General features: G+C 63.4%; 28 protein-coding genes. 10 read left to right on the top strand and 18 right to left on the bottom strand.

The window, feature by feature from the left end:
• Window positions 1–2 precede the first annotated feature (2 nt).
• From AWB70_RS22150 to AWB70_RS22125, 6 genes are all read right to left on the bottom strand, one after another.
• Entirely contained in the window at window positions 3–1331 is a 1329-nt protein-coding gene (locus AWB70_RS22150) for an MFS transporter (protein WP_053570980.1), read from the bottom strand.
• Window positions 1332–1525: 194 nt separating this feature from the next.
• Window positions 1526–2293 carry a transcriptional regulator GlcC gene (glcC, locus tag AWB70_RS22145; RefSeq protein ID WP_014194056.1) on the bottom strand — a complete coding sequence of 256 codons (768 nt, stop codon included), beginning with the start codon at window positions 2291–2293 and terminating at the stop codon, window positions 1526–1528.
• A 217-nt stretch (window positions 2294–2510) separates the two neighbouring features.
• Window positions 2511–3041: a hypothetical protein gene (locus AWB70_RS22140; RefSeq protein ID WP_014194057.1), complete on the bottom strand. Its 531-nt coding sequence runs from the start codon at window positions 3039–3041 to the stop codon at window positions 2511–2513.
• A 22-nt stretch (window positions 3042–3063) separates the two neighbouring features.
• Complete coding sequence (locus AWB70_RS38395; RefSeq protein WP_053570981.1) at window positions 3064–3249, bottom strand: hypothetical protein; 186 nt, start codon at window positions 3247–3249, stop codon at window positions 3064–3066.
• Window positions 3250–3483: 234 nt separating this feature from the next.
• A complete protein-coding gene (locus tag AWB70_RS22130; RefSeq protein ID WP_053570982.1) occupies window positions 3484–4554 on the bottom strand; it encodes a lipopolysaccharide biosynthesis protein in 1071 nt (356 codons plus the stop codon).
• A 398-nt stretch (window positions 4555–4952) separates the two neighbouring features.
• Window positions 4953–5882, bottom strand: coding sequence for a LysR family transcriptional regulator (locus tag AWB70_RS22125; protein ID WP_053570983.1), 930 nt, complete (start codon window positions 5880–5882; stop codon window positions 4953–4955).
• Between the two features lie 100 nt (window positions 5883–5982).
• On the opposite strand from AWB70_RS22125, the gene AWB70_RS22120 reads away from it, so the two are divergent.
• Window positions 5983–7404 (top strand): aldehyde dehydrogenase family protein, encoded by a 1422-nt coding sequence (locus AWB70_RS22120; protein WP_053570984.1) that lies wholly within the window; start codon window positions 5983–5985, stop codon window positions 7402–7404.
• On the opposite strand, the gene AWB70_RS22115 is transcribed toward AWB70_RS22120, so the two are convergent.
• From AWB70_RS22115 to yghU, 4 genes are all read right to left on the bottom strand, one after another.
• Window positions 7401–8519 carry a PepSY-associated TM helix domain-containing protein gene (locus AWB70_RS22115; protein ID WP_053570985.1) on the bottom strand — a complete coding sequence of 373 codons (1119 nt, stop codon included), beginning with the start codon at window positions 8517–8519 and terminating at the stop codon, window positions 7401–7403. The genes AWB70_RS22120 and AWB70_RS22115 overlap by 4 nt on opposite strands.
• A 13-nt stretch (window positions 8520–8532) precedes the next feature.
• The gene (locus AWB70_RS22110) at window positions 8533–10680 is read right to left on the bottom strand and encodes a TonB-dependent receptor family protein (protein ID WP_053570986.1); all 2148 of its coding nucleotides are present in this window, start codon (window positions 10678–10680) and stop codon (window positions 8533–8535) included.
• 190 nt (window positions 10681–10870) lie between these two features.
• Window positions 10871–11101, bottom strand: a complete 231-nt coding sequence (locus AWB70_RS22105) for a hypothetical protein (protein WP_014194065.1) — start codon at window positions 11099–11101, stop codon at window positions 10871–10873.
• A 136-nt stretch (window positions 11102–11237) separates the two neighbouring features.
• The gene (gene yghU / locus AWB70_RS22100) at window positions 11238–12113 is read right to left on the bottom strand and encodes a glutathione-dependent disulfide-bond oxidoreductase (RefSeq protein WP_014194066.1); all 876 of its coding nucleotides are present in this window, start codon (window positions 12111–12113) and stop codon (window positions 11238–11240) included.
• A gap of 115 nt (window positions 12114–12228) precedes the next feature.
• On the opposite strand from yghU, the gene AWB70_RS22095 reads away from it, so the two are divergent.
• Both AWB70_RS22095 and AWB70_RS22090 read left to right on the top strand, forming a co-directional pair.
• On the top strand, window positions 12229–12840 hold the full coding sequence (locus AWB70_RS22095) for a TetR/AcrR family transcriptional regulator (protein ID WP_053570987.1): 612 nt from the start codon (window positions 12229–12231) through the stop codon (window positions 12838–12840).
• A 157-nt stretch (window positions 12841–12997) separates the two neighbouring features.
• On the top strand, window positions 12998–13405 hold the full coding sequence (locus tag AWB70_RS22090; protein ID WP_233409192.1) for a VOC family protein: 408 nt from the start codon (window positions 12998–13000) through the stop codon (window positions 13403–13405).
• Window positions 13406–13412: 7 nt separating this feature from the next.
• Here the strand turns inward: AWB70_RS22090 and AWB70_RS22085 are convergent, their stop codons facing one another.
• Both AWB70_RS22085 and AWB70_RS22080 read right to left on the bottom strand, forming a co-directional pair.
• Window positions 13413–14216 carry a family 1 encapsulin nanocompartment shell protein gene (locus AWB70_RS22085; RefSeq protein ID WP_053570988.1) on the bottom strand — a complete coding sequence of 268 codons (804 nt, stop codon included), beginning with the start codon at window positions 14214–14216 and terminating at the stop codon, window positions 13413–13415.
• A complete protein-coding gene (locus AWB70_RS22080) occupies window positions 14209–15252 on the bottom strand; it encodes a Dyp-type peroxidase (protein WP_053570989.1) in 1044 nt (347 codons plus the stop codon). The genes AWB70_RS22085 and AWB70_RS22080 overlap by 8 nt, the downstream gene beginning before the upstream one ends.
• A 188-nt stretch (window positions 15253–15440) precedes the next feature.
• On the opposite strand from AWB70_RS22080, the gene AWB70_RS22075 reads away from it, so the two are divergent.
• Complete coding sequence (locus AWB70_RS22075; protein WP_053570990.1) at window positions 15441–16163, top strand: haloacid dehalogenase type II; 723 nt, start codon at window positions 15441–15443, stop codon at window positions 16161–16163.
• Window positions 16164–16264: 101 nt separating this feature from the next.
• Here the strand turns inward: AWB70_RS22075 and AWB70_RS22070 are convergent, their stop codons facing one another.
• Together AWB70_RS22070 and AWB70_RS22065 are read right to left on the bottom strand one after the other, a co-directional pair.
• Window positions 16265–16561: a DUF4148 domain-containing protein gene (locus AWB70_RS22070; RefSeq protein WP_053570991.1), complete on the bottom strand. Its 297-nt coding sequence runs from the start codon at window positions 16559–16561 to the stop codon at window positions 16265–16267.
• Window positions 16562–16612: 51 nt separating this feature from the next.
• Window positions 16613–19108, bottom strand: a complete 2496-nt coding sequence (locus AWB70_RS22065) for a glycogen/starch/alpha-glucan phosphorylase (protein WP_053570992.1) — start codon at window positions 19106–19108, stop codon at window positions 16613–16615.
• 155 nt (window positions 19109–19263) lie between these two features.
• Here AWB70_RS22065 and AWB70_RS22060 point away from each other — a divergent pair, with 155 nt between their 5' ends.
• Window positions 19264–19662: a hypothetical protein gene (locus tag AWB70_RS22060; RefSeq protein ID WP_045458493.1), complete on the top strand. Its 399-nt coding sequence runs from the start codon at window positions 19264–19266 to the stop codon at window positions 19660–19662.
• A gap of 67 nt (window positions 19663–19729) precedes the next feature.
• On the opposite strand, the gene AWB70_RS22055 is transcribed toward AWB70_RS22060, so the two are convergent.
• Both AWB70_RS22055 and AWB70_RS22050 read right to left on the bottom strand, forming a co-directional pair.
• Window positions 19730–20137: a hypothetical protein gene (locus AWB70_RS22055; RefSeq protein WP_143281681.1), complete on the bottom strand. Its 408-nt coding sequence runs from the start codon at window positions 20135–20137 to the stop codon at window positions 19730–19732.
• Window positions 20100–20348 (bottom strand): DUF1272 domain-containing protein, encoded by a 249-nt coding sequence (locus tag AWB70_RS22050; protein WP_075644299.1) that lies wholly within the window; start codon window positions 20346–20348, stop codon window positions 20100–20102. Before AWB70_RS22050 ends, AWB70_RS22055 begins: the two co-directional genes overlap by 38 nt.
• Before the next feature lie 117 nt (window positions 20349–20465).
• Between AWB70_RS22050 and AWB70_RS22045 the strand changes: the two genes are divergently transcribed.
• Window positions 20466–21005, top strand: a complete 540-nt coding sequence (locus AWB70_RS22045) for a winged helix-turn-helix transcriptional regulator (RefSeq protein ID WP_053570994.1) — start codon at window positions 20466–20468, stop codon at window positions 21003–21005.
• A 5-nt stretch (window positions 21006–21010) separates the two neighbouring features.
• Here AWB70_RS22045 and AWB70_RS22040 read toward each other — a convergent pair whose 3' ends face one another.
• Window positions 21011–21628, bottom strand: coding sequence for a dihydrofolate reductase family protein (locus AWB70_RS22040; RefSeq protein WP_053570995.1), 618 nt, complete (start codon window positions 21626–21628; stop codon window positions 21011–21013).
• Window positions 21629–21742: 114 nt separating this feature from the next.
• Here AWB70_RS22040 and AWB70_RS22035 point away from each other — a divergent pair, with 114 nt between their 5' ends.
• Window positions 21743–22387: a DsbA family oxidoreductase gene (locus AWB70_RS22035; RefSeq protein WP_053570996.1), complete on the top strand. Its 645-nt coding sequence runs from the start codon at window positions 21743–21745 to the stop codon at window positions 22385–22387.
• 13 nt (window positions 22388–22400) lie between these two features.
• On the opposite strand, the gene AWB70_RS22030 is transcribed toward AWB70_RS22035, so the two are convergent.
• Window positions 22401–23177 carry a bestrophin-like domain gene (locus AWB70_RS22030; protein WP_053571065.1) on the bottom strand — a complete coding sequence of 259 codons (777 nt, stop codon included), beginning with the start codon at window positions 23175–23177 and terminating at the stop codon, window positions 22401–22403.
• Window positions 23178–23389: 212 nt separating this feature from the next.
• Here AWB70_RS22030 and AWB70_RS22025 point away from each other — a divergent pair, with 212 nt between their 5' ends.
• Genes AWB70_RS22025 through AWB70_RS22015 form a run of 3 tightly spaced genes read left to right on the top strand, consistent with a single transcriptional unit; the run spans window position 23390 to window position 25131 of the window.
• A complete protein-coding gene (locus AWB70_RS22025) occupies window positions 23390–23959 on the top strand; it encodes a hypothetical protein (RefSeq protein WP_053570997.1) in 570 nt (189 codons plus the stop codon).
• A 26-nt stretch (window positions 23960–23985) separates the two neighbouring features.
• Window positions 23986–24561 (top strand): hypothetical protein, encoded by a 576-nt coding sequence (locus tag AWB70_RS22020; RefSeq protein WP_053570998.1) that lies wholly within the window; start codon window positions 23986–23988, stop codon window positions 24559–24561.
• A gap of 33 nt (window positions 24562–24594) precedes the next feature.
• The gene (locus AWB70_RS22015; protein ID WP_053571066.1) at window positions 24595–25131 is read left to right on the top strand and encodes a hypothetical protein; all 537 of its coding nucleotides are present in this window, start codon (window positions 24595–24597) and stop codon (window positions 25129–25131) included.
• Window positions 25132–25135: the final 4 nt, after the last annotated feature.

The raw sequence follows: 25135 nt of genomic DNA, 5'->3' as shown, positions 1-25135 counted from the left end.
CCTCAGGCCCGATGCGGTTCCGAAGACGTCTGCTCAGCCGGTGACGCCGCGCGCTGCGTGAGCGTGAGCGCCGCGCCGACGACGAGCGCCCCCGCGACGACGACCAGGCCGGCGTTCGTGCTGTGCGTGACGTCCTTCATCCATCCGATGATCGACGGGCTCACGAACCCGGCGAGATTGCCGATGGAGTTGATCATCGCGATGCCGGCGGCGGCGGCCGTGCCGGACAGCACGCTGCTCGGATGCGTCCAGAAGACCGGCATCATCGACAGCACGCCCGCCGTGCCGATCGACAGCGTGACCAGCGCGAGCGTGAGATTGCCCGTGTGCAGCGTGCTCGCATAGAAGCCCGCCGCCGCGGCGACGGCCGCGAGCGCAAGATGCCAGCGGCGCTCGTTGCGACGGTCGGAGCTGCGCGCGACGAGCATCATCGAGACGATCGCGACGGCGTAAGGCACGGCGGTCAGCAGGCCGACATCGAACGCGTCCTTGACGCCCGCGGTCTTGATGAGCGTCGGCAGATAGAAGCTCACGCCGTAGAGGCCCATCATGCAGCAGAAGTAGATCGCCGCGAGCCGCCACACACGGCCGTTCGCCACGACGTGCCGCAGCGAATGGTCCGCGCCCGCGGATCCGTCGCGTGCGATGTTGTCTTCGAGAAGTTGCTTCTCCTTGTCGTCGAGCCACGACGCGGCGCGGATGCCGTTGGGCAGCATGAAGAGCGTGAGCACGCCGAGCACGAGCGAGGGCAGCGCTTCGAGCAGGAAGAGCCATTGCCAGTTCGACAGGCCGTGAACGCCGTTGAACGCCTGCATGATCCAGCCCGACAGCGGACCGCCGACCACGCCCGCGACCGGAATGCCGATCATGAACAGCGCGTTCATGCGCCCGCGCCGCGACGACGGATACCAGTACGTCAGATAGAGCACGATGCCGGGAAAGAAGCCGGCTTCCGCGACGCCCAGCAGAAAGCGCAGCGTGTAGAACATCGCGGGCGTCGTGACGAACAGCGACGCGGCGGACACGAGCGCCCACGTAATCATGATGCGGCTGATCCACACACGCGCGCCCACGCGATGCAGCAGGATATTGCTCGGCACCTCGAAGAGAAAATAGCCGATGAAAAAGATGCCCGCGCCGAGCCCGTACACGGACTCGCTGAACTTCAGGTCGCTGAGCATTTGCAGCTTCGCGAACCCGACATTGACGCGATCCAGATACGCCGCGACATAGCAGATGAAAAGAAAGGGCAGCAGCCGCCACGTCACTTTGGCGTAGGTCGCGTTTTCGAACGCGGTCGTGACGGCTGGGGATGGGGTGTGCGGGTTCATCGAGTGTCTCCTGATTCGTGCGGCCTGGCGCCGCTACCGGCTTTACTGGAGCGCATTGTTCCGTGCCGGCAGGAGACTGTCGAGACACTGGACCACTGGTCCTACCACTTAATTTTGGCGTGCCAGAGGCGGGAACGTGCCGGAATCAGGCGGGGCGAGCGCGCGCGGCCTTTGGCACGCGCGTGCGCCGCACGTCATTCCCAGCCCTTGAGCCGCAGCGTGGCGCGCACGAGACGCTGCTCTTCCGCCTCGATTTCGCGCAGGCAGGCGGTGGTCGTGGCGATATGCGTGCTCGCGGCCTTGCGCGCCTGGTCCGGCTGCTTGCCGAGCACGGCCTTGTAGAGCCGCGCGTGCTGCCGGTCGATGACGCGCTTCTGCTCTTCGCGATGGTAGAGATTGTTGACCGACGCAAAGACCGAGCTCAGCAGCAGATCGGTGAGTGAACTGAGCGTATGCACGAGCACCGGATTGTGCGAGGCCTCGCTGATCGACAGGTGGAAGTTGTAGTCGAGCCGCGCGCGCATGGTTTCGCCCACATCGTTTTCGTTCGCGGCCAGCATTTCCTCGTAACGGCGCGTGATGAGCGCGAAATCCGCCTGCGTGCCGCGCAGCGCCGCGAGCCGCGCGGATTCGGCTTCGAGCATCTCGCGCACTTCGAAAATGTCGTACAGCGTGCGCGGCTGCGAGCCGAGCAGATGCATCATCGGCGTGAGCGCGGGTTGCGTGGTGAGCGCGGCGACGAACGAGCCGCGCCCATGCGACGTTTCGATGATCCCGCGCGTGCGCAGCACCTTCAGGCCCTCGCGCACGGCGGAGCGCGAAACGCCCAGTTTCGCGGTCAGGCGACGCTCGGAAGGCAGCGCCTGGCCGGGTTTGAGCACGCCGTCGACGATCAGGCCTTCGATGCGTCCGGCGACGACGTCCGCGATCTGCAGCGCATCTTCATGATTGTCTTCGAGCATGGCATGCCTCACTGGTCCGACCACTTGAGGACTGTAGCATCTGGCAGCGGAGACGGCCATGCTTTCGGTGTCGTGTCCCGATCCGCGCAAAAAAAGACGGCTCGCCCGAAGAACGATGGCGAGCCGCAAGAGGGATCGGTCAACAACAGCGTGGGCAGATTAGCATCGCTTGCGCGCGGGCCGTGGCATCGGAAAGATGCCGTAAGGCAAGCGCGCTTCACTGTGTGCGCGAGACAACCATCCGGTCGACGAGCGCATCGAGCTTTTGCCGCGCGCTCGCGAAGCGGTCGATGTTCAGGCCATTCGTGTCGTAGCGCGCGGTCACGAGAATCTGGCCTTGCCGCACGAGCGTCAGATCGATCGCCGACAGATACGACATCGGTTCGCTGCTGAATGCGCGCTTGTCCCAGCGGGTCGTCGCGCTATAGACGAGCAGCGCCTCGCAGCCGGGCGGCGAGGTGCCGGGGTTATAGACCATCGACATGACGCCGCGCCGCTGCAACGCGACTTGCAGCACGGGCACGAAGTCGCCGGTCGCGACGTTGCGGTTGAGTTCGATGCAGACGGATTGCAGCGCGGCAGGCGCGCCCGTCACCGAGGTCGGCGACGAATAGCTCGATGCCACGCTGAGGCCCGCCTGCACGAGCGAGCCCGCGGCGTCGGCGGCCGTGATGAGCGTCCACGTGCAGCCGGACAGCGCGCACGAGACGGCGGCGGCGAGCGCGCGAGCGATGGGCGTCCGGTTCATGTCGCCGCCGTCGCGAATGCACTCAACGCACGACGAGCAGGCGCACCGTGTTCGGCGCTTCGGTGGTCGCGGTCATCGCGATGGCGCGCTGGCCGGCGGCGCGGCGCAACGCGAAGTGCTGTCGTGTCGGCGTATTCACGTCGTGGAGAACCTCGGGAAAACAGGCGGCGATGTCCGCACCGAGTTCCTGGAGCGGATCGGCGAGCATGCCGTCCGGCTCACGGACGATGGTGCTTCGGCCGGCGGCGCGATGGTGTCGTCACTGCCGGCATCCGAAGACGCGGCGGAAGCGGGGCGGCGCGGGAAAGGCGCGTCGGCGCGCGTATAAGCGGTCGTGGCCGCGGGGTTGATCTGCATCGCTTGCCTCGTCGTTATGCGGTTCTGCAAGTCGCGATAACGGCGGCTGCGCGCGCATGCTTGAACGCGCGCGCCTTTCCCTTTCTTACATCGGATGGTTCTGCACGAAGGTCTTGTACGCCCAGTACGCGGGCTTCTTCGTCGCGCCGTCGGCTTCGACGAGACCGTAATTGCCTTCGCTGTCGTCGTAAAGCTGGAAGCCCTGAATCGACTGAATGTTGTACTTCGATGCGACGCTCGCGAATTGCGCCATCATCGTGTTGCCCGTCATGTAGCTCGCGATCTGGTTATACGAGCCGAAATCCGGGCGCACGCCGAACTCGTTGATCCAGATCGGCTTGCCCATGTTGTGCAGCGTCTGGAGCACGTCGTGACAACCCGTGCCGCCGCATGCGTTCGTGATGTCGCCCTGGCTCGAATACCAGTGCCACGAGGTGACGTCCCAGCTTACCGTGGGATGGCCCCAGGTGCCGTCGGGCTGCGAGCCGTCGGCGAGCATCTGGAAGAACGCGGTATGCAGCCACGTGCCGCCGAGCACGATCTTCGCGGAACCATCGACCGACTTCACGCCCGCGATCATGCCGCGGATCACGCCGCGCGCGAGCATGTACGTCCAATTGTTGTACTGATGCCAGACGGTGCCGTCCACATTGCCGTTGAGCGCCTTCGCTTCCAGTTCGTTGCCGACCTCGTAGTACTTGTAGCGGTAGCTGTTCGCGGTCTGCTGGCCGAGTTTGAAGCCTGCGTTGTAGGCGTCGTTCTCGCTGTCGTAGTTGAGTGTCAGGAGCATGACCGGATACATGGTCACGCCGCCGTCTTCCATCGTCTTCGCGATGCCCGCGAGCATGTTCGCCGATGTCTGGCTGTACACGTCGTTGCGATAGATCGTCGCGCCGAGTTCCTTCAATTGCGCGAGTTGCGTCTCCGGGCTGGTGGCGTCGTAAGCGCCGCCGTTGGTGTTATGGCCGTTCATGCCATAGAAGATGGCGCCGCTGCCGCTCGCGGCTTTCGCGGTGGATTTCGGCGACGCGGCGTCCTTGCCGGTCGCGGCGCTGTCGACGGCGCTGTTGTCGCCGCCGCATGCGGCGAGCATCACGCTGGCGAGGAGCGCCGCGGCAATGGAGTGAAAGGAAAAGAAAGCGTTTCTATTGTTCATATCAATTAGTATGACTAACGGACAAGCGCACTCCGATAGCTTTTTCGGCGTCGGACAAGCGATGCGAATGGCGGACGCGTTTGCGACCGAATTCGGAAATAGAGCGTCAGATCGTCAGTAATCCGAACGAACCGCGCATTGTGATGACCGGGAAACTTCAAAGGTCGGTCATCGGTAAGATGTGCATTGAAACATGCACGTGGGATGTCAAAACTTCTGACTGTCGAGCGATAGACGCTCACCCGGGGCAATGGCTTGCCGGGAACAACTCAGCGGGGAAAGATTACTTTGTTCTGATGTAGAAGTAAACCGGACAGCAGAAAAAACATCTTGTATGCGGCAAGTTTTCGAATAGTCCCTTCTGTCATTTCGCATGGCGGGCGCAGCAGATTCTCCTCTTAGCGAGACGGCTTTTTCCTGGCCGCTGGCCGGCGTTTCGCATCGGCGTGTTCGCGGATCATCTCTGTCAGTGCACGCAGCCCGGCGGGCGCATGACGCCGGCCCGGATAGTAGAGGCATAGTCCGTCGAGCGGCGGGGTCCAGTCTTCGAGCACGCGCACGAGCGTGCCCGCCGCGAGATCGGCGGCGACGTTCCATTCGGTCAGATACGCGAGGCCCAGGCCCGCGCGTGCCGCCGCGAGCATCAGTCCGGGTTCGTCGAGCGTCAGCGCGCCCTCGCCGTCGATGCGTACCGCCTCGCCATGCCGCTCGAATTCCCATTGATAGATCGAACCGCTCGGCATGCGGCTGCGGATGCAGCGATGGGCCGCAAGATGCGCCGGCGTGCGCGGCGGCTTGTGCCGCGCGAAATAGTCCGGGCTGCCCACGACCGCGAATCGCTGCCGCTCGCCGAACGGTACCGCGATCATGTCCTGCGGCACGGTTTCGAGCAGACGAATGCCCGCATCGAATCCTTCGACGACGATATCGATCAGCCGGCCTTCGGTGACGATATCGAGCTTCATGTCGGGATAGCGCGCCAGAAACGCGATGAAGACCGGCATCACCTGATGCGCCGCGCCCACCGATGTATTGATGCGCAGTGTGCCCGAAGGCGTGTCGCGAAAGCTGCCCGCCTGTTCGAGCGCATCGCGGATCGTGGTGAGCGCGGGTGCGACGTTCTGCACGAACTGCGCGCCCGCTTCGGAGAGCGACACGCTGCGCGTCGTCCGGTTGAAAAGCCGCACGCCGATGCGCGCTTCGAGTGCGGCGATCGCGTGACTGAGCGCCGATGTCGAGACGCTCAATTCGCTTGCCGCCGCGCGAAAGCTGCGATGGCGCGCAACGGCCAGAACGGCTTCCAGTTCGGCAAGACCCGACGTTTTCATTATGCTAAATCGTTCAAAACGGCATGCCGGATTGTACGTCTAGTCGAATCAATGCAAACGCCTTATCTTCGTGACCGGATACCGAATCAGCGAACCCATCATGCAGATCATCGACACCATTTATATCGACGGCGCGTTCGTCACGCCGCACGGCAGCGAGCTTTTCGAGCTGTTCAATCCGGCCACGGAGCAGGTGATCGGCCGCGTTCGACTCGCCGATGCCGACGATGCGCGCCACGCCATCGCCGCCGCGAAGCGCGCGTTTCCCGCGTTCTCGCGGACACACAAGCGCGAACGCATCGACATGCTCAGACGCATGCATGCGGCCGTCGTCGCGAAGGAAGATGCGTTGTTCGAGGCTATCGTCGAGGAATACGGCGCGCCGGTTTCGCGCGGGCGCTGGATGGCGCAGCACGCGAGCAACGTGTTGCTTCAGGCGGCGAACGTGCTCGAAGACTATGCGTTCGTGCGCGAGGCCGGCAGTGCGAAAGTGGTAATGGAGCCGCTCGGCGTCGCGGGCCTGATCACGCCGTGGAACAGCGATGCGGGCTTTATCTGCGGCAAGCTCGCGGCGGCGCTCGCCGCTGGCTGCACGGCGGTCATCAAGCCGAGCGAGATGAGCGCGATGCAGACGCGCATCGTGACCGAAGCGCTGCATGAAGCGGGATTGCCTGCGGGCGTGTTCAACATCGTCACGGGTCGCGGCGAGACGGTGGGCGCGGAAATCAGCGCGCATTCGGACGTGGCGAAGCTGTCGTTCACCGGTTCGACCGTCGTCGGCAAGACGATTCTGCGCACCGCTGCCGAGACGCTCAAGCGCGTGACGCTGGAACTTGGCGGCAAGTCGCCGATGATCGTGCTCGACGATGCCGACTTCGATCACGCGGTGCCGCTCGCGCTCGACGCGGGCTTCATGAACAGCGGCCAGGCGTGCATTGCCGGCACGCGCATTCTCGTGCCGCGCGCGCGCCTCGCGGAGTTCGAAGAGAAGATCGTGAGCGCCGTCGCACGGATTCAATCGGGCGATCCGCGCGACCCGCGCACGAGCATCGGACCGATGGTGAGCCGCAAACAATGGGAGCGCGTGCAGCGCTACATTCGTATCGGCATCGACGAAGGCGCGCGTCTGATCGCAGGCGGCGAAGGTCGACCAGACCGTGTTGGCGCGGGATGGTTCGTGCGGCCGACACTCTTCAGCGATGTGACCAACGACATGACAATCGCGCGCGAGGAAATTTTCGGGCCGGTGCTGTCGATCATCGCGTATCGCGATGTCGAAGAGGCGATCGCGATCGCCAACGATACGCCCTATGGCTTGCAGGCCTACGTCGCTTCGTCGGACGCAGCGCGAGCGCAGGCGGTGGCGTCGCGCATCGAAGCGGGACGCGTGCTCGTCAACACGCTCGCGCACGAGCCGGCCGCGCCGTTCGGCGGATTCAAGCAATCGGGCATCGGGCGCGAGTACGGCACGTTCGGACTCGAAGCGTTTCTGGAGCCCAAAGCGCTGCTAGGCGTGCTCTAAGCGGCGGCGTTGCGCCTTTTGCGGCGGCGCAGCCATTGCCAGACGCCTGTCACGCAAAGGCCAAAGAGCGCGCAGCCGCCCACGCCGAAGAGCGTCTTCAACGGCACGCCGCCGATTTCGCCGGTATGCAGCGGATAGATCACCGAAGCCGCGCGTGCGCCGGGATCGAGTTCGTTCCATCGTTGCGCGAGCAGCACCTTGCCGGTGTAGGGATCGAGCGATACCGAAGTCAGGCCGTTCGGATGCGGATCGTCGGGCGCGTGCAGGCGAACGCGCATCGGCTGGCCGGCTTTGCCGGGCATTTGCAGCAGGCTCGGCTGCGCATCCGGAAAGCGCTCGCGCGCGCGGGCGACGAGCACATCGAGCGGCAACATCGCCATGCGTTCATGCGGCGCGAACGTCGGCGCGCGCGCCGGCTGCACACCGGCAAGCGCGCTGATCCATGCGCCGATAGGCCGATACGCCATGAACGCCCCCGTCGCCACCGACACCGCAATGACGAGCCCGAGCGCCGCGCCGCCCGCGCGATGCAGGTCGTACAGCGCGAGCGTTTTTCCGCGCCGCAGTTCGAGCCTGAACGCGGGCATGCCGGGACGCGGCCACCACAGCACGATGCCCGTCATCAACATGAAGAGATAGCAGAGCGCCACGCACGCGAGTATCGCCTTGCCGGTCGAGCCCCACGCGAGCGAACTATGCAGGTTGAAGACGAAGTTGACGAAGCCTTCGTTCTGACCGATGCGGCCGAGTTCATCGCCCGAATACGGATCGATGTAGACGGTGCCGTCCCACGTGCCGCGCACGTTCACCGCGAGACTCGCATGCGGCGTGCGCGGCAATCTGAACGACGCCACGGCGCGCGGGCCGAAGCGCGCGTCGATACGCTCGCGCACCGCGTCGAGCGGCATCGGTTCTGCGTTGCCCGAACGCGCGACTTCATACAGATCGCGATGCACGATCTCGTCGATGGGCACGCCGATCATCAGCAGCGCGCCGGTCAGTCCGGCGAGCGCGAGCAGCCAGCCCGCCGTGAGCGCGAGCCAGCGGTGGCCGGTGAGCCAGTAGCGGCGCAGGCGCGGCAGGCCTGCCTTGGCGCGCGAAGCCGGAGGGGACATGGCGCTCACGCGATCAGTAGACGAAGTGACCCTGGACATAGACCATGCGCGGCGCGCCGACCATGCGGCCCGCATTGCCGTCAACGTTGCGCGTGTAATAGCGCTTGTCGAACAGATTGTTGATGCCGATCGTCACGTCGCTGCCTTTCCAGCCGGGGATTTTCCAGTCCGCCTGAATATCCCACACGCGAAAGCCCGGCACGCGGCCGGTGCTTGCATCGGGCGGCTCGGCCACGGTGTTCTGCAAGTCGGAATACTGCGAGCTCTGATGCGTCGTCGAGAAGTTGAAGGTCCAGTCGGCCTTCTGATAGCGAAGGCCCATCGTGTCGGTGATGCGCGAGTAGAACGGCACGTCGTTGCCCGCGGTCGGGCCGGATTCCTGGATCGCCTTCGTATACGTGAAGTTCGCGTACACGTCGAGGCCGGCAAGCACGGTGTCTTTCGAGAACGCGTAATCGATGGCCGTTTCGATGCCCTGATGCTTCGTCGCGCCGATGTTCTGGAAGGTCGGCGGCACGACGCCCGGCGTCTGAAGAATCTGGTTGTCGAAGCGCATGTTGAACGCCGTCACTTCGGCATGCAATTGCTTGCTGCTCCAGCGCGCACCGAGCTCGAAGGTCTTCGCGACTTCAGGCTGCAGCGGGTTCGAAGCCGATTGCGAGTTCAGTTGCAGGTTCTGCACCGGCCCGAACGAGGTGCTGTAGTCCGTGAAGAGCGTGAGCGCGGGGCTCGCGAGATACGACAGATTCACGGCCGGAAGCGGCTTGTTGTTGGTCGTCTCGTAGTTCTGATTCAGCGAGACGTTGTAGCGCGTCGATTCGATGTGCTCGAAGCGCAGACCCGGCGTCAGACGCCAGCGTCCCCACGCGATGCGATCGTCGAGGTAGAACGCGTGCGCATCCGTCGTGTTGTCGAAGGTCGTCGTCGGCCCGAACGCGCCGGTCGCAATGGTCTGGTTGTAGCTGTTGTCGTCGCCGCGCTCGCGGATATAGCGGTAGCCGACCGTCACGTCCTGCTGCACCGGACCGAGCGTGAAACGCTGCGTGTAATGCGGCTCGATGCCGAACGTGTTGTAGTTGCGCGGCTGGTACTGCAACTGCGTGCCCGCGCTGTTGATGAGCACGCTGCTGCGATTGCTTTCGTTGTAGAACGTGCGGATCTCGAACTCCGAGTTCGGCGAGAACGTATTCAGATAGCCGATATCGACGGCCTTGCGCTCGCCCGTCCAGTAATCGGTCGGACGCGTGTTCTGAAACGGATTCTCTTCGTATTGCGCGACCGTGAGGCCGCCCGGCGTGCGCGAGGTCACGTCGTAGTACGAGAACTTGCCGTAGAGCTCGGAGGTCGGCGAGAGCTCGAAGCGCCACTTCAGTTGCAGATCGTTGAGACGCTCGTCGCTGCCTTCGCGCCAATCGCGGCCATGCATGCCGGAGTAGAGCAGGGCGACGCCGAGACCGTTGTCCATCTGCGTGCCGAGGAAGGTCGAGTATTGCGCGTTGGCGCCGCCGCCCGTGGTGTAGAAGTTGCCGCGCACCGAGGCATCCGCCGTGAGACCCGGCGTCGTCGGGATGTCGCGCGTGCGGAAGTTGATGACGCCGCCCACGTTCTGCGGGCCGTAACGCACCGAGCCGCCGCTGCGCACGACGTCGATCGTTTCGATATTGCCGAGGCTGATCGGCGCGAACGAAAGCTGCGGCTGCCCGTAAGGCGCGACGGCGAGCGGAATGCCGTCGAGCAGCACGGTCGAGCGCGGCGTGTAGCGGCCCGTCAACCCGCGCACGCCGATGTTCAGCGAGATCGCGCTGCCCGCCGTGCCGGAGTTGTCGGTGGACTGCACGCCGGGAATGCGGCGCATCACATCGCCGATACTGGTCGCGCCCGATTGCTCGATTTCCGTCTTATCGACGATGGTGCGCGCGCCCGGAAACGTCTTCGCGCTCGTCTGCAAACCGGTTCCAAGCCAGTCGGAAGAAACGTTGATGGCGTCGAGCGTAGTCGTCTTTTCGTCGGATGCGCCCGCTTTCACCGCTTCGGCTTCCTGCGCCGCCGCGCCCGTAGGCTGTATGAAAAAGGCCAGCGCGGCAGCGGCGGCGAGTTGATTGAGCCTGTTGTTGGGCGACTTCGAGCGCGATTTCACGCGCAGACACGGATCGGCGAGCATTTCTCTTCTTTCAGGATTCGCGCGATTTAAGCGCGTGATTCGTAACAATTCGTAATACCGGTGCGGCGCAGAGTATAACGAGAATCATTCCGGTATGAAAGAAAGAACACACAGGCTGCAATGCTTTGTACGGATAGCGGTCAGAACGACCGCTTCGTGATACGCGGTTTCAATGAGGATGACGAAGCAATTATTGCCCTGCTTCAAGCCGATCGAGCAGTTCCGTGATCTGCTTCATCTGCGTGGTCAGGAGATTGTCGTCGCGCAGAAGCTTCGTCAGACGACTGCGCCAGTAGGCCGGCGGAAGCGCGGGATGATCGTCACGCATGGACGATTCGATCGCCACTCGCAGATGCGCGATGTCGGCGTCTGTGAGGGCAAGTCGTCGAGCGTCGGTCAGGCGGGCTTTTCTGCGGTTCATGCCGCTTTCTTGGAGAATTTATTAAGCCCTTATGTTCATGCAATGCGCGGCTGTCGAATACCCTCCTTTCGGGGGTTGAGCAAGGTGGGGGAAACGGCGCGTCAAAGCAGCGAAGATCGCGCCGTTCAATGGAACGTTACTTTTCGGTGGAGAGCTTGTCCTGCGTGCGCGTTTCGAAGTCCGACGCGTCATGACGCTCGTGCAACTGGCTCGACGGCTCGCCGAACGTGCGGTTCACCATGCGGCCGCGCTGCACGGCGGGACGCGCGCCGATGGCATCGGCCCAGCGGCGAACGTGCCGGTATTCATGCACGGAGAGGAACTCGGCCGCGTCGTACAGCCAGCCATTCACGAGGCCGCCGTACCACGGAAAGATCGCGATATCGGCGATCGTATAGTCGTCGCCGGCGATATACGCGCTGTCGGCGAGACGCTTGTCGAGCACATCTAACTGACGCTTCACTTCCATCGTGAAGCGGTCGATCGGATATTCCATCTTGCTCGGCGCATAGGCATAGAAGTGGCCGAAACCGCCGCCGAGATAGGGCGCGCTGCCCATTTGCCAGAAGAGCCAGGACAGGCATTCCGCGCGTTTGGCCGCGTCCTTCGGCACGAATGCGCCGAACTTTTCCGCGAGATAAAGCAGGATCGCGCCCGATTCGAAAACGCGCGTGGGCACGGGACCGCTGCGATCCACGAGCGCCGGAATCTTCGAATTCGGATTGGCCTCGACGAAGCCGCTGCCGAACTGCTCGCCATCGCCGATTCGAATAAGCCATGCATCGTATTCGGCGCCGCGATGGCCGAGCGCGAGCAGTTCTTCGAGCATCACGGTGACTTTCACGCCGTTGGGCGTGGCGAGCGAATAGAGTTGCAGCGGATGCCGGCCGACCGGTAGCGCTTTCTCATGCGTCGGCCCCGAGACAGGGCGGTTGATGTTGGCGAAGCGGCCGCCGTTTTCCTTGTTCCATGTCCAAACGTTGGGCGGCTCGTATTCCGGTAATGCGCTCATGCGTCACGCTCCTTCTGGCTCGATCGATCGATTCGAGCGAGGTTAGCAGGTCGCTGGGAAACGTGCTCGACCGGGCTTTGTACAATCGGGCACGGCATGTCGAACGAGAATATGAATGAGTCCACGTCCATCGCGCAAAGCCCTTCGGCCTCGCAAGGCGCCGGCGCAGTCACGCTCCGAGGCGACGGTATCGAGCATCGTCGAAGCGGCTGCGCAAGTGCTCGAAAACGAGGGCTTCGAGGGCTTCAACACGAATGCGGTCGCGCGCCGTGCGGGCGTCAGCATCGGCTCGCTGTATCAATACTTTCCGGGCAAGGATGCGCTGACCGTCGCGCTGATCCATCGCGAGACAACGCGCTTTCATGAGGACGCCTCGCATGCGCTGACCAAGCGAAGCGGCAAGGCGGCGCTGGAGTATTTCATCGGCGCGGCCGTGCGTCAGCAGTTGCAGCGTCCGATGCTCGCGCGCCTGCTCGATATCGCCGAGGGGCGTCCCGCGTTGCGCCATGAAGTCGCGAAGGGCGACATGGAGGCGCTGGCCGAGACGATCGTCGGCCGCGCCGCGCCGCGGCATGCGCGCCCCGACGTCGCGGCGGGCGATCTGCTCGCGATCATCCGCGGCCTGGTCGATGCGGCCGGCGAACGCGGCGAGCGCGATCTCGATGATCTGGAGCGCCGTGTGCGAGCCGCTGTTTTCGGCTATCTGGCGAGAAGCGGCGACGTTTGAATGCGAGCAAGCGAATTGCGGGCGCCTAGCCGAATCGCGCGAATGGCCGCTGGTGCTGGCGTTCGGGCGCATGCGGCAGGCCTTTTCAATGCGAGTATCGAATGTGAGCTTTTGCTTATATTCTGAAGTCGTCCACATTCAACCAGAGAGACCGACGATGACAGACGCCATTCAAGGCATGAAGCTCAATCACCTCAGCTTTCCTTCCGCCGATACCGCCGCGACCGCGCGCTTCTTCGAGCACTATCTAGGCTTTACGATTGCAGGCACCTGGGACCGTTCGTGCATCCTCAAGCGCCCCGGTTTCGACGTGGTGATCGATCACGCGCGCGACGATGCGCCCCACTGGCCGCGCGCGTTTCACGTGGGCTTCGAACTGCCGACTCTCGATGACGTGCGCGCCCTCTACGAGCGCTTCAAAAGCGAGGGCGTGGAGATGGAGACGGATATCTTCAACAACGGGCGCGGCTCGCGCTTCTTTTGCCGCGCGCCGGGCGGCGTCATGTTCGAACTGAACACGCGATCCGACGCCGCGCCGGAGTATCAAGGCACGTTCGATAACTGAAGGTTCGCTATTCGCCCGCGGCGATCGAAACGGAAGCCTCGCTCGTCAACATGAGAAACGTGAGCGTTTCGGTTAGATAGAGCTGCACGGCGGTGTCGGTGTGGCTCGTGTAGCCGATCGACACATCCTGCCCGATATGCAGTTCGTAATCGCCGCCGCGCGTCGAGAGTACACAGCCGCCTGTGAGCGCGGGCGCCCAGACGAGATCGCCGCTCACGATGCGCTTGATGTGCTCGATAACCGGATACCCCTGATCGCTCGCCTCGGCAAGCGCGGTGTAGGCATCCGCGCCGAGCAGCACGGAGTAGGGGCCGTCCACGCCGGCGAGCCGGAGCTTTTCGAGCGCCTGGCTGATGGCGTTGGGATAGTCGGCGACATCAGCGGGCAAGAACGACTTCGAATTCGAGCTGCCTTCGCGAATGCCGGCGATCCCGGCGGCCGCGAAGCCGTCGAAGATCGCGCTGTCTTCGGCCAGCGCCAGTTCGCTTGCGGCGGTCTTGGCGGGCTGCCAGTCGCCGTCGTTGGAACCGCGCTCCACGCTGTCGATCGCCTCGCGCTGCAGCGTGAACGGCACGGTCAATTGCACGAGCTGCCTTACGTCATACAGTTTCGCCGATACACCCTTCTTCGGCGACGCGATGTTCTTCTGATGTCCCGTGCCGATGCCGGACAGCGCGACGCCGCCGGGATCCTTCACGTCGACGACGCGGCGGCCCGCGACGGAGCGCTTGAACGTGCGCGCGACTTCCGCTTCGATTTGCGACCACGCGGCGGCCGATATCGGCGCGAGCTCTCGATGCAGGTTATTCATGTTGTGGCGTTCCTTTGAGTGAGCCGATGTTCAAGGTTCCTTCGCGTGCATCGCCTTGCCGGTTTTCATCGGCGGACGATGACGCGGTGTGCGGATTGCGGTCGGGCAGCGCGTCGAGCAGATCGCTGGATGGCACGAAGAAGAGGCCGCCCGTCACCGCGCGGCTGTAATCGAGCAGGCGGTCGTAATTGCCCGGCGGCCTTCCGACGAACATGTTTTCGAGCATCTGCTCGATCGGCCGCGGCGTGCGCGCATAGCCGATGAAATACGTGCCGAACTCTTTCGCGCCCGGTCGGCCGAAAGCCATGTTATGCCGCAGGATCTTCACTTCCTCGCCGTTCTCTTCGATCGTCGTGAGCGAGCTATGCGAGCACGAGGGCTTGATCGAATCGTCGAGTTCGACATCGGATAGCTTTTCGCGGCCGATGATAAGTTCCTGCTGCTCGACCGTCAGCCCGTTCCATGCATCGAGGTTATGCAAATACTTCTGCACGATCACATAACTTCCGCCGGCAAATTCAGCATCTTCCTCGCCGATGATCGTATAAGTTTCGGCGCGCTTGCCCGTCGGGTTTTCGGTGCCGTCCACGAAGCCGACCATGTCGCGCAAATCGAAATATCGGAAGCCGTGCACTTCGTCGACGACCGTGACCGCATCGCCGAGCTTGTTGAGCATGTGCGATGCAAGCTCGAAGCACAGATCCATGTGATCCGCGCGGATATGCAGGAGGATGTCGCCCGGCGTCGCGATTGCGCGGCGATCGCCCGAGCCGAATTCCCGAAACGGATGCAGGCCAGCCGGACGCGGCGCGCCGAACAGCATGTCCCACGCATCCGCGCCGAAGCCGCATACACAGGACAGGTTCGCGGTCGGCGCGCGTGTGCCGACCGCGCGGACCAGCGCCGCGATGTCGCCGCACCATGAACGCACGACCTCGGCTTTGTCCTCGCCGCGCGCCACGGTGGCGACGAGAAAGATCGCGCTTCGGGAAATCGGGTTACAGACGGCTTGTGGTTCAGGTATGTTGTCGGGCATCTGAAGAGTTCGATGACGTGAAGCGGTTGATCTGGGTTAATCGAGGTTGATCGAATCGCGGCAGTGCATGGACGATACACCAACGCCATGTCATCAATACTCGAAAATGCACGGTTCTGTAAGATCGCGAAAAAGACCGCCATGCTTTTTTATCGACAATCGACTTATCGACCGACAGGAGCTTATCAGTGAAACTCACCGACTTCGACACGCTGACGTTCGACTGCTACGGCACGCTCATCGACTGGGAATCAGGGATTTTCGACGGACTGCGCGCGTTGCTTGCGCGTGTGACGCCCGCTTTGACGCGCGATCAGGTGCTTGAGGCGCATGCGCGTCACGAGTCGTCGCAGCAGCGCTATACGCCGGGCAAGCCCTATCAGGCGTTGTTGGCGATCGTGTACAAGCGTCTCGCGGAAGAATGGGGCGTTTCATATACGCACGACGAGTGCATCGCCTATGGCCGTTCCATTCGCGACTGGCCGGCCTTCGCGGATTCCGCCGACGCGCTGCGCTATCTCAAGCAGCATTACAAGCTCGTGATTCTGTCGAACGTGGATAACGAGAGCTTTACCCATAGCAACGCGAAGCTGCAAGTCGAATTCGACGCGATCATGACGGCGGAAGATATCGGATCGTACAAGCCTTCGCCGCGTAACTTCGAATACATGCTGGAAAAGCTGGGCGAACGCGGCATCCGCAAGGAGACGATCCTGCATACGGCCGAAAGTCTTTTCCACGACCATAAGCCCGCCAATGGATTCGGCCTTGCGTCGTGCTGGATTTATCGGCGTCATGCGCAAACCGGCTTCGGCGCGACGATGGATCCGGGCTCGCAGCCTAGCATCGACTTCCGGTTCAACAGCATGGCGGATTTCGTTAAGGCGCATCAGGAAGCGCTGGGTACATAAAATCGGATGACTAAATATTATCCGATATATTTACGCAACTAACTGTCAATCGCACCGACGACCGTTCTTGGCTTCGCCAGAAACCACGAGGCCGGAACGGCTCAGTCGACGCGCTGCGGCTGGCAATCCGTCCGATACCAGATCTCGACCTGACGCTGCGCCGCGTGCAGATCGTCCGGATAGTACGGATCGTAGAACCGCGACGGGTCGTATCCCGCCTTCTCCAGCGCCGCCAGTTCGCTGAGGTTGCGCTCGCGCGTCAATGGCGCGTGATTCCGGAGCGCGGTGAGGTCGCGGCATTGCGCGGCGCTTAAGTGCGTCGCGCTTTGCTGCGCGCCACCGGCAGCGCAGCCGGCGAGCGAGATCGCCAGCGCGCAGAACATCGGCAAGCGGTTCATGTTCAGTCTCCCTTCGACGAAGCGGGGCGGTTGACTCACGCATCTTACCGACTAACCTTCCAGCGCGATCTTCACCGGACGAATCTTCCAGATGCGGTCGCAATACTCGGCAATCGCGCGGTCCGATGAGAACTTGCCCGCATACGCCGTGTTTGCGATCGACATCCGCGTCCAGCGGCGCGGGTCCTGCCATGCATCGCTGACATCCTGCTGGCGCGCAACGTAGGACGCGTAATCGGCCAGTACGAGAAACGGATCGTGATACAGCAAGCTGTCGACGAGCGGACGGAACATCGCCGCGTCGCCGCGCGAGAAGTGGCCGCTCGCGATCAACGTCAGCGCTTCACGCAACTCGTCGTTGCCGTTCGCATAGTCGGCCGGACGATACCCTTCGCGCCGCACGCGTTCCACTTCGCTCTCGGTCAGGCCGAACAGGAAGAAGTTGTCGTCGCCCACTTCCTCGCGTATCTCGACGTTCGCGCCGTCCAGCGTGCCGATGGTCAGCGCGCCGTTCATCATGAACTTCATGTTGCCGGTGCCCGACGCTTCCTTGCCGGCCGTCGAAATCTGCTCCGAAAGATCGGCGGCCGGATAGATGAACTGCGCGTTCTTCACATTGAAGTCCGGATAGAACACGACCTTCAGCCGGTCATTCACGGCCGGATCGCCGTTGACGACTTCGGCAATGCCGTTGATGAGGCGGATGATGAGCTTCGCCATCGCATAGCCGGGCGCGGCCTTGCCGCCGAACACGAAGCAGCGCGGCGTCATCGCGAGTTGCGGATCACGCCGCAGACGCAGATACAGCGTCACGATATAGAGCGCGTTCAGATGCTGGCGCTTGTATTCGTGGATGCGCTTGACCTGGATATCGAACAGCGCGCCCGGATCGACGATGATGCCCGTCACGTTCCTGATTTGCGCGGCAAGCGCTTCCTTGTTGCCGCGCTTGACGGCGCGCCAGCGCGCCTGAAAAGCGGGATCGTCGGCGTGCGCGCCGAGTTCGCGCAGCCGGGTCAGATCGGTCGTCCAGCCTGGCCCGATGGTGTCGGCAAGCAGCGCGGCGAGCGCTGGATTGCCGAGCATCAGAAAGCGGCGCGGCGTGACGCCGTTGGTCACGTTGAGGAAGCGCTCCGGCCAGAGTTCGGCGAAATCGCGCAGCACCGTCTGTTCGAGCAGCTTCGAGTGCAGCGCGGCCACGCCGTTGACCGCGTGACTGCCCACCGTCGCGAGATGCGCCATGCGCACGCGCTTCGCGCCGGCTTCGTCGATGAGCGACATGCGCGCGATGCGCGCGTCATCGCCGGGAAAGCGCTGCCGCACATCATCGAGGAAGCGGCGATTGATCTCGTAGATGATCTCCAGCAGCCGCGGCAGCAGGTCGCGAAAGAGCGGCAGGGCCCATGTTTCGAGCGCTTCGGGCAAGAGCGTGTGATTCGTATAGGCGAGCGTGCGCCGCGTGATGTCCCACGCTTCGTCCCACGGCATCTGCCGCTCATCGACGAGCAGGCGCATCAGTTCGGCGACCGCGATCGACGGATGCGTGTCGTTGAGTTGCGCATTGAACACGTCCGCGAGACGTTCCACCGGTTCGCCCTTGAGCCCGAGCAGGCGCAGCATGTCCTGCAGCGAGCACGAGACGAAGAAGTATTGCTGCGCGAGCCGCAGGCGCTTGCCGGCTTCCGGCTCGTCGTTCGGATACAGCACCTTCGAGAGCGTCTCCGACAGCACTTTCTCGTGGACCGCCTCGTAGTAGTCGCCAGCGTTGAAGTCCTGCAGATCGAACGATTCGACGGCTTCGCTCTTCCATAGCCGCAGCGTGTTGCAGGTGTTGACGCGAAAGCCGGGCATCGGCGTATCGCAGGCCACGCCCTTGACCGTGTACGCGGGAATCCATCGCACGCAATAGCGGCCCTTGTCGTCGGTGCCGCTTTCCGTGTGGCCGCCGAAGTTCACGTAGAACGCGACGTCCGGGCGCAGGATTTCCCACGGATTGCCCTTTTGCAGCCACTTGTCGGTGATTTCGACCTGCCAGCCGTCGCGGATTTGCTGATCGAAGATGCCGAATTCATAGCGGATGCCGTAACCGATCGCCGGAATTTCCAGCGTGGAAAGCGAATCGAGATAGCAGGCGGCGAGGCGGCCGAGCCCGCCGGTGCCGAGGCCGGGCTCTTCTTCGATCGCGAGCAGCGTGTCGAGCTCGACGCCGAGCGCTTTCAACGCATCGCGCGCATTGCCTTCGATGCCGAGATTCATCAGGTTGTTGCCGAGTTGCGGACCGATCAGGAATTCGGCCGACAGATAGCACGCGACCTTCGCGCCGCGCGTGGCATACGCATAGGTGGTGGCGGCGCGGCGCGTCATCATCCGGTCACGCACCGTGTAGGCGAGCGCCATGAACCAGTCGTGCGGCGTGGCGATCTCCGGATAGCCGCCTTGCAGGCAGATCAGGTTATCGACGATATCGCGCTGCAATGCCGCGACGCCGAGGCCGCTGCGCGCAGGCTCCGCGCCAGCCGGCGCTTTAAGGGTGTGCATGTTGTCCATGATTCCTCCCTCGTCGTCATGAATCGGCCGGGTTGCGCTCTCTGAAATCGTTGTAGTGCGCCTGACGGGGAAATGGCAAGAAATGCCGTAATTCGCGGCTAAGTCGCGCCGCATAAGCTGCGGGCCTGTTCAACTCCACATCGAGGGGAAAAATCATGATCCGAAAATGGGCCGCCTTGCTGAGCGCATTGAGCGCGAGCGTATTGATCGCGGGGTGCGCCACGCCCATGGAGCGCGCCAACCAGCAGAACGATCTGCTCGCCGCGGCGGGCTTCCATATCGTTCCGGTGACGACGGAGCAGCAGCGCCTGCAACTGCAAACCTTGCCGCCCAATCGCGTCGTGCAGAAGGTGAAGGACGGCAAAGTCCTTTTCGTGTACGCCGATCCCTATGCCTGCGGTTGCCTTTATATCGGCGATGAAACCGCGTGGGACCGCTACAAGCGCGAGCAGCTCCGGCAGAACTTCATCGATCAGGAGCGCATGAACGCCGAGATGAACGAGAACGCGGCCTGGAACTGGAACATGTGGGGACCGGGCTGGCCGGTGTACTGATCTGCGTCAAGGCGAGTCGTGCACCGGCGCGTTAATTCGATCCTAACTATGCCGATGCATGCTGACGTCATTCACGATGCCGCGGGAGCAGGCCATGAAATATGCAGACCACGAGTACCAAGCGCAGAGCCTCACCACCTGCGCGCCGGAAGCGCTCGGTTCGATCCTGGCCGAGGTGCTCGGCGCGCGCCGATGCATCGTGCACGCGCCGGCCGATCCGGAAGCGGCCGGTCTCAGCGCTGCGCCCGTCGCGGTATTCGGTGAGATTCACCCGTCGCCGGATCGTGCGATCGTCGAATACGGTGATGCTCGCGACCGGATGTTTTCGGTGCTTCCGTTGCACGACGGGAAGATCGTCATCGTGCAGGTCTTCGGGCCGCAACGAAAGCCGCGCTTCACCGATCTCGATCTGCAACTGCTGCGCATCATGAGCGGATTCATTGCGACGACGATCGGCGCGCAGGGTCGAACACACGTTCGGTCGATGCCGGAAACTTCGCGAGCTTGCCGGCCGGACGGCGCGGGCGTGCGACCAGTTCGCCGCCGCAATTCGGGCAGACACCCTTCAGCAGACAGTCCGCGCAATCCCGGCAGAACGTGCATTCGAACGAGCAGATGAGGGCATCGGTGGAATCGGGCGGCAGGTCTTTGTCGCAGCATTCGCATCCGGGACGAAGTTGCAGCATGGTTGGCTCCTTGTGGTCGAAGTCGATCGCGAATCGATATTCTGCGTCAGAATCGAAGTTGCGTGACGAAACCTGTGGTATAGGTATGTCCTGAACTTCTCCGGCACGACGACCGCCATGTATAGAAAACGCTTCGACGGAATGAACTGTTCGATCGCCCGCGCCCTCGATGAGGTCGGCGAGTGGTGGACGCTTTTGATCGTTCGCGAATGCACGCAAGGCATGTCGCGCTTCGACGAGTTTCAAAGCGAATTGGGCATCGCCCGGAACGTGCTGACGGCGCGGCTGGAGCGGCTCATCGAGCTCGGCATTCTGGAGCGCTATCCGCTCGAGGAAAGGGCGAATACCTTCGGCTACCGGCTGACCGAAAAGGGCGACGAGCTCTATCCGGTGCTCGTCGCGCTCATGCAGTGGGGCGATCGCTGGCTCGCGCCGAAGGGCAAGCCGCCCGTCACGCTCGTCGATGACGCCACCGGACAGCCTGTCAAGGCGATGTCGGTCGAAGGCAAGGCCGGCAAGGCGCTGTCATTTCGCGACGTGCGTTTTGCGCCCGGCCCCGGCGCCACATCGGCGACGCGGACCGTCATCGATGACCGCAACCGGCGCGTGTTAGGCGAGAGCGACGGCGAGCCCGCAAAGAAAGGCCGGTCGCGCTGAGCGGCTCAGTCGAACGTGCCTGTGCGCACGTCGCCATTGCGCACGTAGCGCGTCATCAGCACGCCGCCGGGCGTGGCCGCCGAGCGTTCGAGCGCGAAGGCGCGCGCCTCTGCGTCGTCGCCGAAGAGGCGCTTGCCGCGCCCGAGCATGACGGGGTAGATCAGCAGGCGAAGATCATCCACCAGACCGGCGGCGAGTAGTTGGCGCACCAGTTCGCCGCTTCCGAACGTCAGCAGATTCGCGCCATTCTGCTGTTTGAGCGCGCGGATCGCGTCGGCGGGATCGCCCTTTAGCGCATGACTGTTGTGCCAGCCGAGATCGCCGGGCCGATGCGTTGCGACGTGCTTGGCGACGCGGTTGAACGGTTCGGCGATCGCGCTGCTGCCGGAATCCGCCGGCACGCGCGGCCAGTACGACGCGAAGATGTCGTAGGTCCGCCGCCCGAGCAGCAGTTCGAACGGCTGTGAAAGCAGATCCTGCACGTGCTGGCCAATGGCGTCGTCCGCGTACGGAACGGTCCAGCCGCCAAAACCGAAGCCGCCGCTGCGATCTTCTTCGGGTCCGCCGGGAGCCTGCATTACGCCATCCAGACTGATGAAAGCCGAAACGATGAGCTTGCGCATGGTGTTCTCCAGATCGATATTCCTACAACGAACGAGCCGTGCGGAAATCGACACTGCAAGCCCACGGGATTAGCGCTACGCTGTCGGCTCCGTTTCGACTTACCGGCAAATTCCATGTCCCGCACGCTTCAAATCGACTTCGTTTCCGACATCGCCTGCCCGTGGTGCGCCGTGGGCCTTTCCTCCTTGCAGCGCGCACTGGAGCGCCTGGGCGATTCCGTCGATGCAAACATCACGCTGCATCCGTTCGAACTGAATCCGGACATGAAGCCGGAAGGCGAGCGCATCGTCGATTATCTCGGCCGCAAGTATGGCCGCACGCCCGCGCAGATCGAAGAGACGCAGGCGACGCTCCGCGAGCGCGGCGCGCGCGAAGGTTTCACGTTCGGCGAGCGCAACTGGGTCTACAACACTTTCGACGCGCACCGGCTGCTGCATTGGGCGCGTCTCGAAGGCCGGCAGTTGCCGCTCAAGCTCGCGCTCCTCGGTGCCTATCACGGCGACGGCAAGGACGTGAGCGATGCCGATGTCCTGATCGAAGCGGCCCGAAGCGCCGGACTCGACGGCGACCGCGCGCGGGACGTGCTGCAAAGCGGTCTGTACGCCGACGAAGTCCGCGCCGAAGAGCACGAGTTTCAGCAACTCGGCATTCAGTCCGTGCCCGCGATCATCTTCGACCGGAAATATCTCGTGAGCGGCGGCCAGCCTCACGAAGCGTTCGAAGAGGCGATACGGAAGATCATCGACGAAACGGCCTGAAGGCAACGCTCCGTCACCCGTCTTCGGGCATCACTTGCCTGAGCGGTTCGGGCTTCACGGCGACGGCCCCGGTGAAGGGGCGGTCGTGCGCGAGGATCATCAGCATGGCGGTTGCGACGCTCGCCGAAAACAGGCCGATGGCGAGCGCCGAGGTCAGCCGGTTTTCGCAATGAACGAGCGCGATGGCGAACACCAGACACGCCGCAAGAAAACTCAGGCATGCCCACTTGACGCCGCTGACTTCGGACCGGCTCACCAGAATCCGCTGACGGCGCGCTTCCAGCGCCTGTTCGAGCGACACGGCAATCTGGCGCTGCGCAATCTGTTGCCCCGCCGCGCTTGCCGGCAGTGAGAGCGCGAACTGCAGCGCCCGGTTGAGCGTGGGCGGACTGATCTTCAGCGTGACCGCGCCTTGCGCCATCATCGGCCATTCGGTCGTGATCGTGTATTCGATGTAGTCGTGCACCAGCTTGCGCAACTGCGCCTGGGCCTCGCCGGGCAACACGGCTGAAAGCACGACGACGGATCGCAGCGCGCCCGCTTCGGCATCGACGGCGGCGTTGGCGCGCTCGGTGTCGTTCCACACCTGCGCCGCGGTGAACGCGACGAGCAAGCCGAAGATGACGCCGACCGGCGACAGCAGGCCGGGCGAAACCGCCAGCGAGCGCCGATGCGGACCCGCGGCCAGCCAGCCGGTGACGCGATGGATCGCCCACGCGATGACACCGGTCGCGATGAACACGACGAGCGTCATCTGCCAGAGCGGAAGGTCATGCAGCCATGTGCTCATGTCGAGATCATGTCGAAGGGCGCAATCGATGCAGAATCGATGCAGGCCGGAAAGTGACTCACTATAAAAAATTTCCGCGGGCGATGCAGCCTGCGCGCGCGGCATGCGGTCCGCATCGCCCTTGAAATGAAAGCAGCGCGAATCTATCCTCATTGAGCAGACAGATCCGAGCCCGCAAGCCGTGCGGACGCTGTCGGTCGAAGGAGGCGCTCATGCGTCGCTTGCTCCTCGTCGTGCTTTCATTGTTCGTGGGCGCGCTGTCGCTTCATGCGCATGCCGACGACGGGCACGAGCGGCGGCGGCATGACGATCATCGCGCCCTCAAAGTATTCGATGCAAACGGCACGCTGATCGGACGCCTCGCGTCGTATCGCGGCGCAGACGGCGTGTATCTCGACATCGACGGCGCAATCGTCTTCGCCGCCGTGACATGGCTGCGCATCGACGTCAACCAGTCCGACTCGTCGAAATTCCAGTGGTCGACGTTCGGGCCGTTCAATTACTCGACCACCGACTGCAGCGGCTCGCCGATCATCTCGCCCGGCAGCGGTCCGCGGCCCTCTCTCGCCATGAGAAAAGGCGCCGACGTCACGCTGTTGATCGCGGGCGATACCGTGTCATCCGGCGCGCCGATCGTCGCCGTGTCCGATGGCGTGAACTGCACGCCGCCGCCCATCATCGGTCATGTGCCGCCTTCGACCGCGCCCGTGCCGGCGTTCAGAGCCGAGACGAATTATCCGCTGACGGCGCATTATCCCGAGCCGCTGACCATCGGCTATTGATCGACCGGAATCGACGGAGAAGCGCCATGCGCCGATGCCTCGTTGTCCTGCTCGTCCTGTGCGCGAGCCTGAGCTTTGCGGGTGGCCGCGACGACGCGCGGCGCGGCGGGCGCGATGCACACGACACGCGCGACGAAGCCCGCCTGCCGATGGTCTACGACGCGCGGGGCAAAGCAGTCGGCCCGCTCGAATACTTCGGGGGCGTCAACGGCGTGTACATCGCGATAGACGGCGAGCCTGTATTCGTCATCGTCGATCACAAGCGCATCGGGCCGTTGCAGTATTCGGCCTCCGAGTACGAATGGACCGCCAATCAATCCGCGGGATATGCGACGACCGATTGCAGCGGAAGCGTACTCGTGCCGTTATCGGGCAGTCCGGTGCCGGCCATCGCGGTCAGAGACGGCGTCGACGTGACGGTGTACACGGCCGTCGGCGGATATTCCGGCGACGTCCACGTGTGGTCGCTGAGACAGACCGACAGCACCGGCGCGACCTCGTGCAGCCCCACGCCGTTCGACGAGGGCTCGCTGTATTGGGCGGTCAGAAGCACGTATCCGCTGACTCAACGTCATCCCGAACCGCTGCGCATCGTGTTCTGACGCGCTTCGAACGCGGTCCGGATGGAGGCCGATATGAAACATTGCTTGGCCGGCGCATTGCTGGCGCTCTTCGCGGTCGCATCGTTCGCCGACGATGGCGCGTATCACGCGAATTCCCGCCCGGTCCGCGTGTTCGATGCGAATGGACAGGCGATCGGCGATCTCACCAGTTTCAGCGCGCAGAACGGCGTGGCGTTCACCGCCGGGGACGCGACCGCGGTCGTGCCCATCACGCGCGTGCAGGACGCGAGCTTTCATTTTTCCGCGACCGACTTTCAATGGCTCGCGGTGTCGTCGGGACAGTTCACGTCGACGGATTGCAGCGGCGATCCGGTCATTCTCTCCATCTGGGGACCGCGATTCGCCATCCCGTTCAGGCGCGGCAGCGAGGTCACGGTTTATTTCGCCGCGCCGGGTCCGGAGCAGGCCTTGACCGTGCGCTCGGCACTCGGCGCGAGCCCGGGCACGTGCAATCAGTTCGCCAGTCCGCTCACGATCATGGGCTATCCGGCCGCCGCGAAGCGCGTGATCACGCGCGATCATCCCGAGCCGCTCAGGATCGGTTACTGATTCG

The organism is Caballeronia cordobensis, from assembly GCF_001544575.2.
GTDB classification, from domain to species: domain Bacteria; phylum Pseudomonadota; class Gammaproteobacteria; order Burkholderiales; family Burkholderiaceae; genus Caballeronia; species Caballeronia cordobensis.
This window is presented reverse-complemented; position numbering and strand designations above follow the sequence as displayed.

Coding starts and splice junctions, on each gene's coding strand:
- AWB70_RS22150 (WP_053570980.1), bottom strand. CDS start 1,331: ATGAACCCGCACACCCCATCCCCAGCCGTCACGACCGCGTTCGAAAAC.
- glcC (WP_014194056.1), bottom strand. CDS start 2,293: ATGCTCGAAGACAATCATGAAGATGCGCTGCAGATCGCGGACGTCGTC.
- AWB70_RS22140 (WP_014194057.1), bottom strand. CDS start 3,041: ATGAACCGGACGCCCATCGCTCGCGCGCTCGCCGCCGCCGTCTCGTGC.
- AWB70_RS38395 (WP_053570981.1), bottom strand. CDS start 3,249: ATGCTCGCCGATCCGCTCCAGGAACTCGGTGCGGACATCGCCGCCTGT.
- AWB70_RS22130 (WP_053570982.1), bottom strand. CDS start 4,554: ATGAACAATAGAAACGCTTTCTTTTCCTTTCACTCCATTGCCGCGGCG.
- AWB70_RS22125 (WP_053570983.1), bottom strand. CDS start 5,882: ATGAAAACGTCGGGTCTTGCCGAACTGGAAGCCGTTCTGGCCGTTGCG.
- AWB70_RS22120 (WP_053570984.1), top strand. CDS start 5,983: ATGCAGATCATCGACACCATTTATATCGACGGCGCGTTCGTCACGCCG.
- AWB70_RS22115 (WP_053570985.1), bottom strand. CDS start 8,519: ATGTCCCCTCCGGCTTCGCGCGCCAAGGCAGGCCTGCCGCGCCTGCGC.
- AWB70_RS22110 (WP_053570986.1), bottom strand. CDS start 10,680: ATGCTCGCCGATCCGTGTCTGCGCGTGAAATCGCGCTCGAAGTCGCCC.
- AWB70_RS22105 (WP_014194065.1), bottom strand. CDS start 11,101: ATGAACCGCAGAAAAGCCCGCCTGACCGACGCTCGACGACTTGCCCTC.
- yghU (WP_014194066.1), bottom strand. CDS start 12,113: ATGAGCGCATTACCGGAATACGAGCCGCCCAACGTTTGGACATGGAAC.
- AWB70_RS22095 (WP_053570987.1), top strand. CDS start 12,229: ATGAGTCCACGTCCATCGCGCAAAGCCCTTCGGCCTCGCAAGGCGCCG.
- AWB70_RS22090 (WP_233409192.1), top strand. CDS start 12,998: ATGACAGACGCCATTCAAGGCATGAAGCTCAATCACCTCAGCTTTCCT.
- AWB70_RS22085 (WP_053570988.1), bottom strand. CDS start 14,216: ATGAATAACCTGCATCGAGAGCTCGCGCCGATATCGGCCGCCGCGTGG.
- AWB70_RS22080 (WP_053570989.1), bottom strand. CDS start 15,252: ATGCCCGACAACATACCTGAACCACAAGCCGTCTGTAACCCGATTTCC.
- AWB70_RS22070 (WP_053570991.1), bottom strand. CDS start 16,561: ATGAACCGCTTGCCGATGTTCTGCGCGCTGGCGATCTCGCTCGCCGGC.
- AWB70_RS22065 (WP_053570992.1), bottom strand. CDS start 19,108: ATGGACAACATGCACACCCTTAAAGCGCCGGCTGGCGCGGAGCCTGCG.
- AWB70_RS22060 (WP_045458493.1), top strand. CDS start 19,264: ATGATCCGAAAATGGGCCGCCTTGCTGAGCGCATTGAGCGCGAGCGTA.
- AWB70_RS22050 (WP_075644299.1), bottom strand. CDS start 20,348: ATGCTGCAACTTCGTCCCGGATGCGAATGCTGCGACAAAGACCTGCCG.
- AWB70_RS22045 (WP_053570994.1), top strand. CDS start 20,466: ATGTATAGAAAACGCTTCGACGGAATGAACTGTTCGATCGCCCGCGCC.
- AWB70_RS22040 (WP_053570995.1), bottom strand. CDS start 21,628: ATGCGCAAGCTCATCGTTTCGGCTTTCATCAGTCTGGATGGCGTAATG.
- AWB70_RS22035 (WP_053570996.1), top strand. CDS start 21,743: ATGTCCCGCACGCTTCAAATCGACTTCGTTTCCGACATCGCCTGCCCG.
- AWB70_RS22030 (WP_053571065.1), bottom strand. CDS start 23,177: ATGAGCACATGGCTGCATGACCTTCCGCTCTGGCAGATGACGCTCGTC.
- AWB70_RS22025 (WP_053570997.1), top strand. CDS start 23,390: ATGCGTCGCTTGCTCCTCGTCGTGCTTTCATTGTTCGTGGGCGCGCTG.
- AWB70_RS22020 (WP_053570998.1), top strand. CDS start 23,986: ATGCGCCGATGCCTCGTTGTCCTGCTCGTCCTGTGCGCGAGCCTGAGC.
- AWB70_RS22015 (WP_053571066.1), top strand. CDS start 24,595: ATGAAACATTGCTTGGCCGGCGCATTGCTGGCGCTCTTCGCGGTCGCA.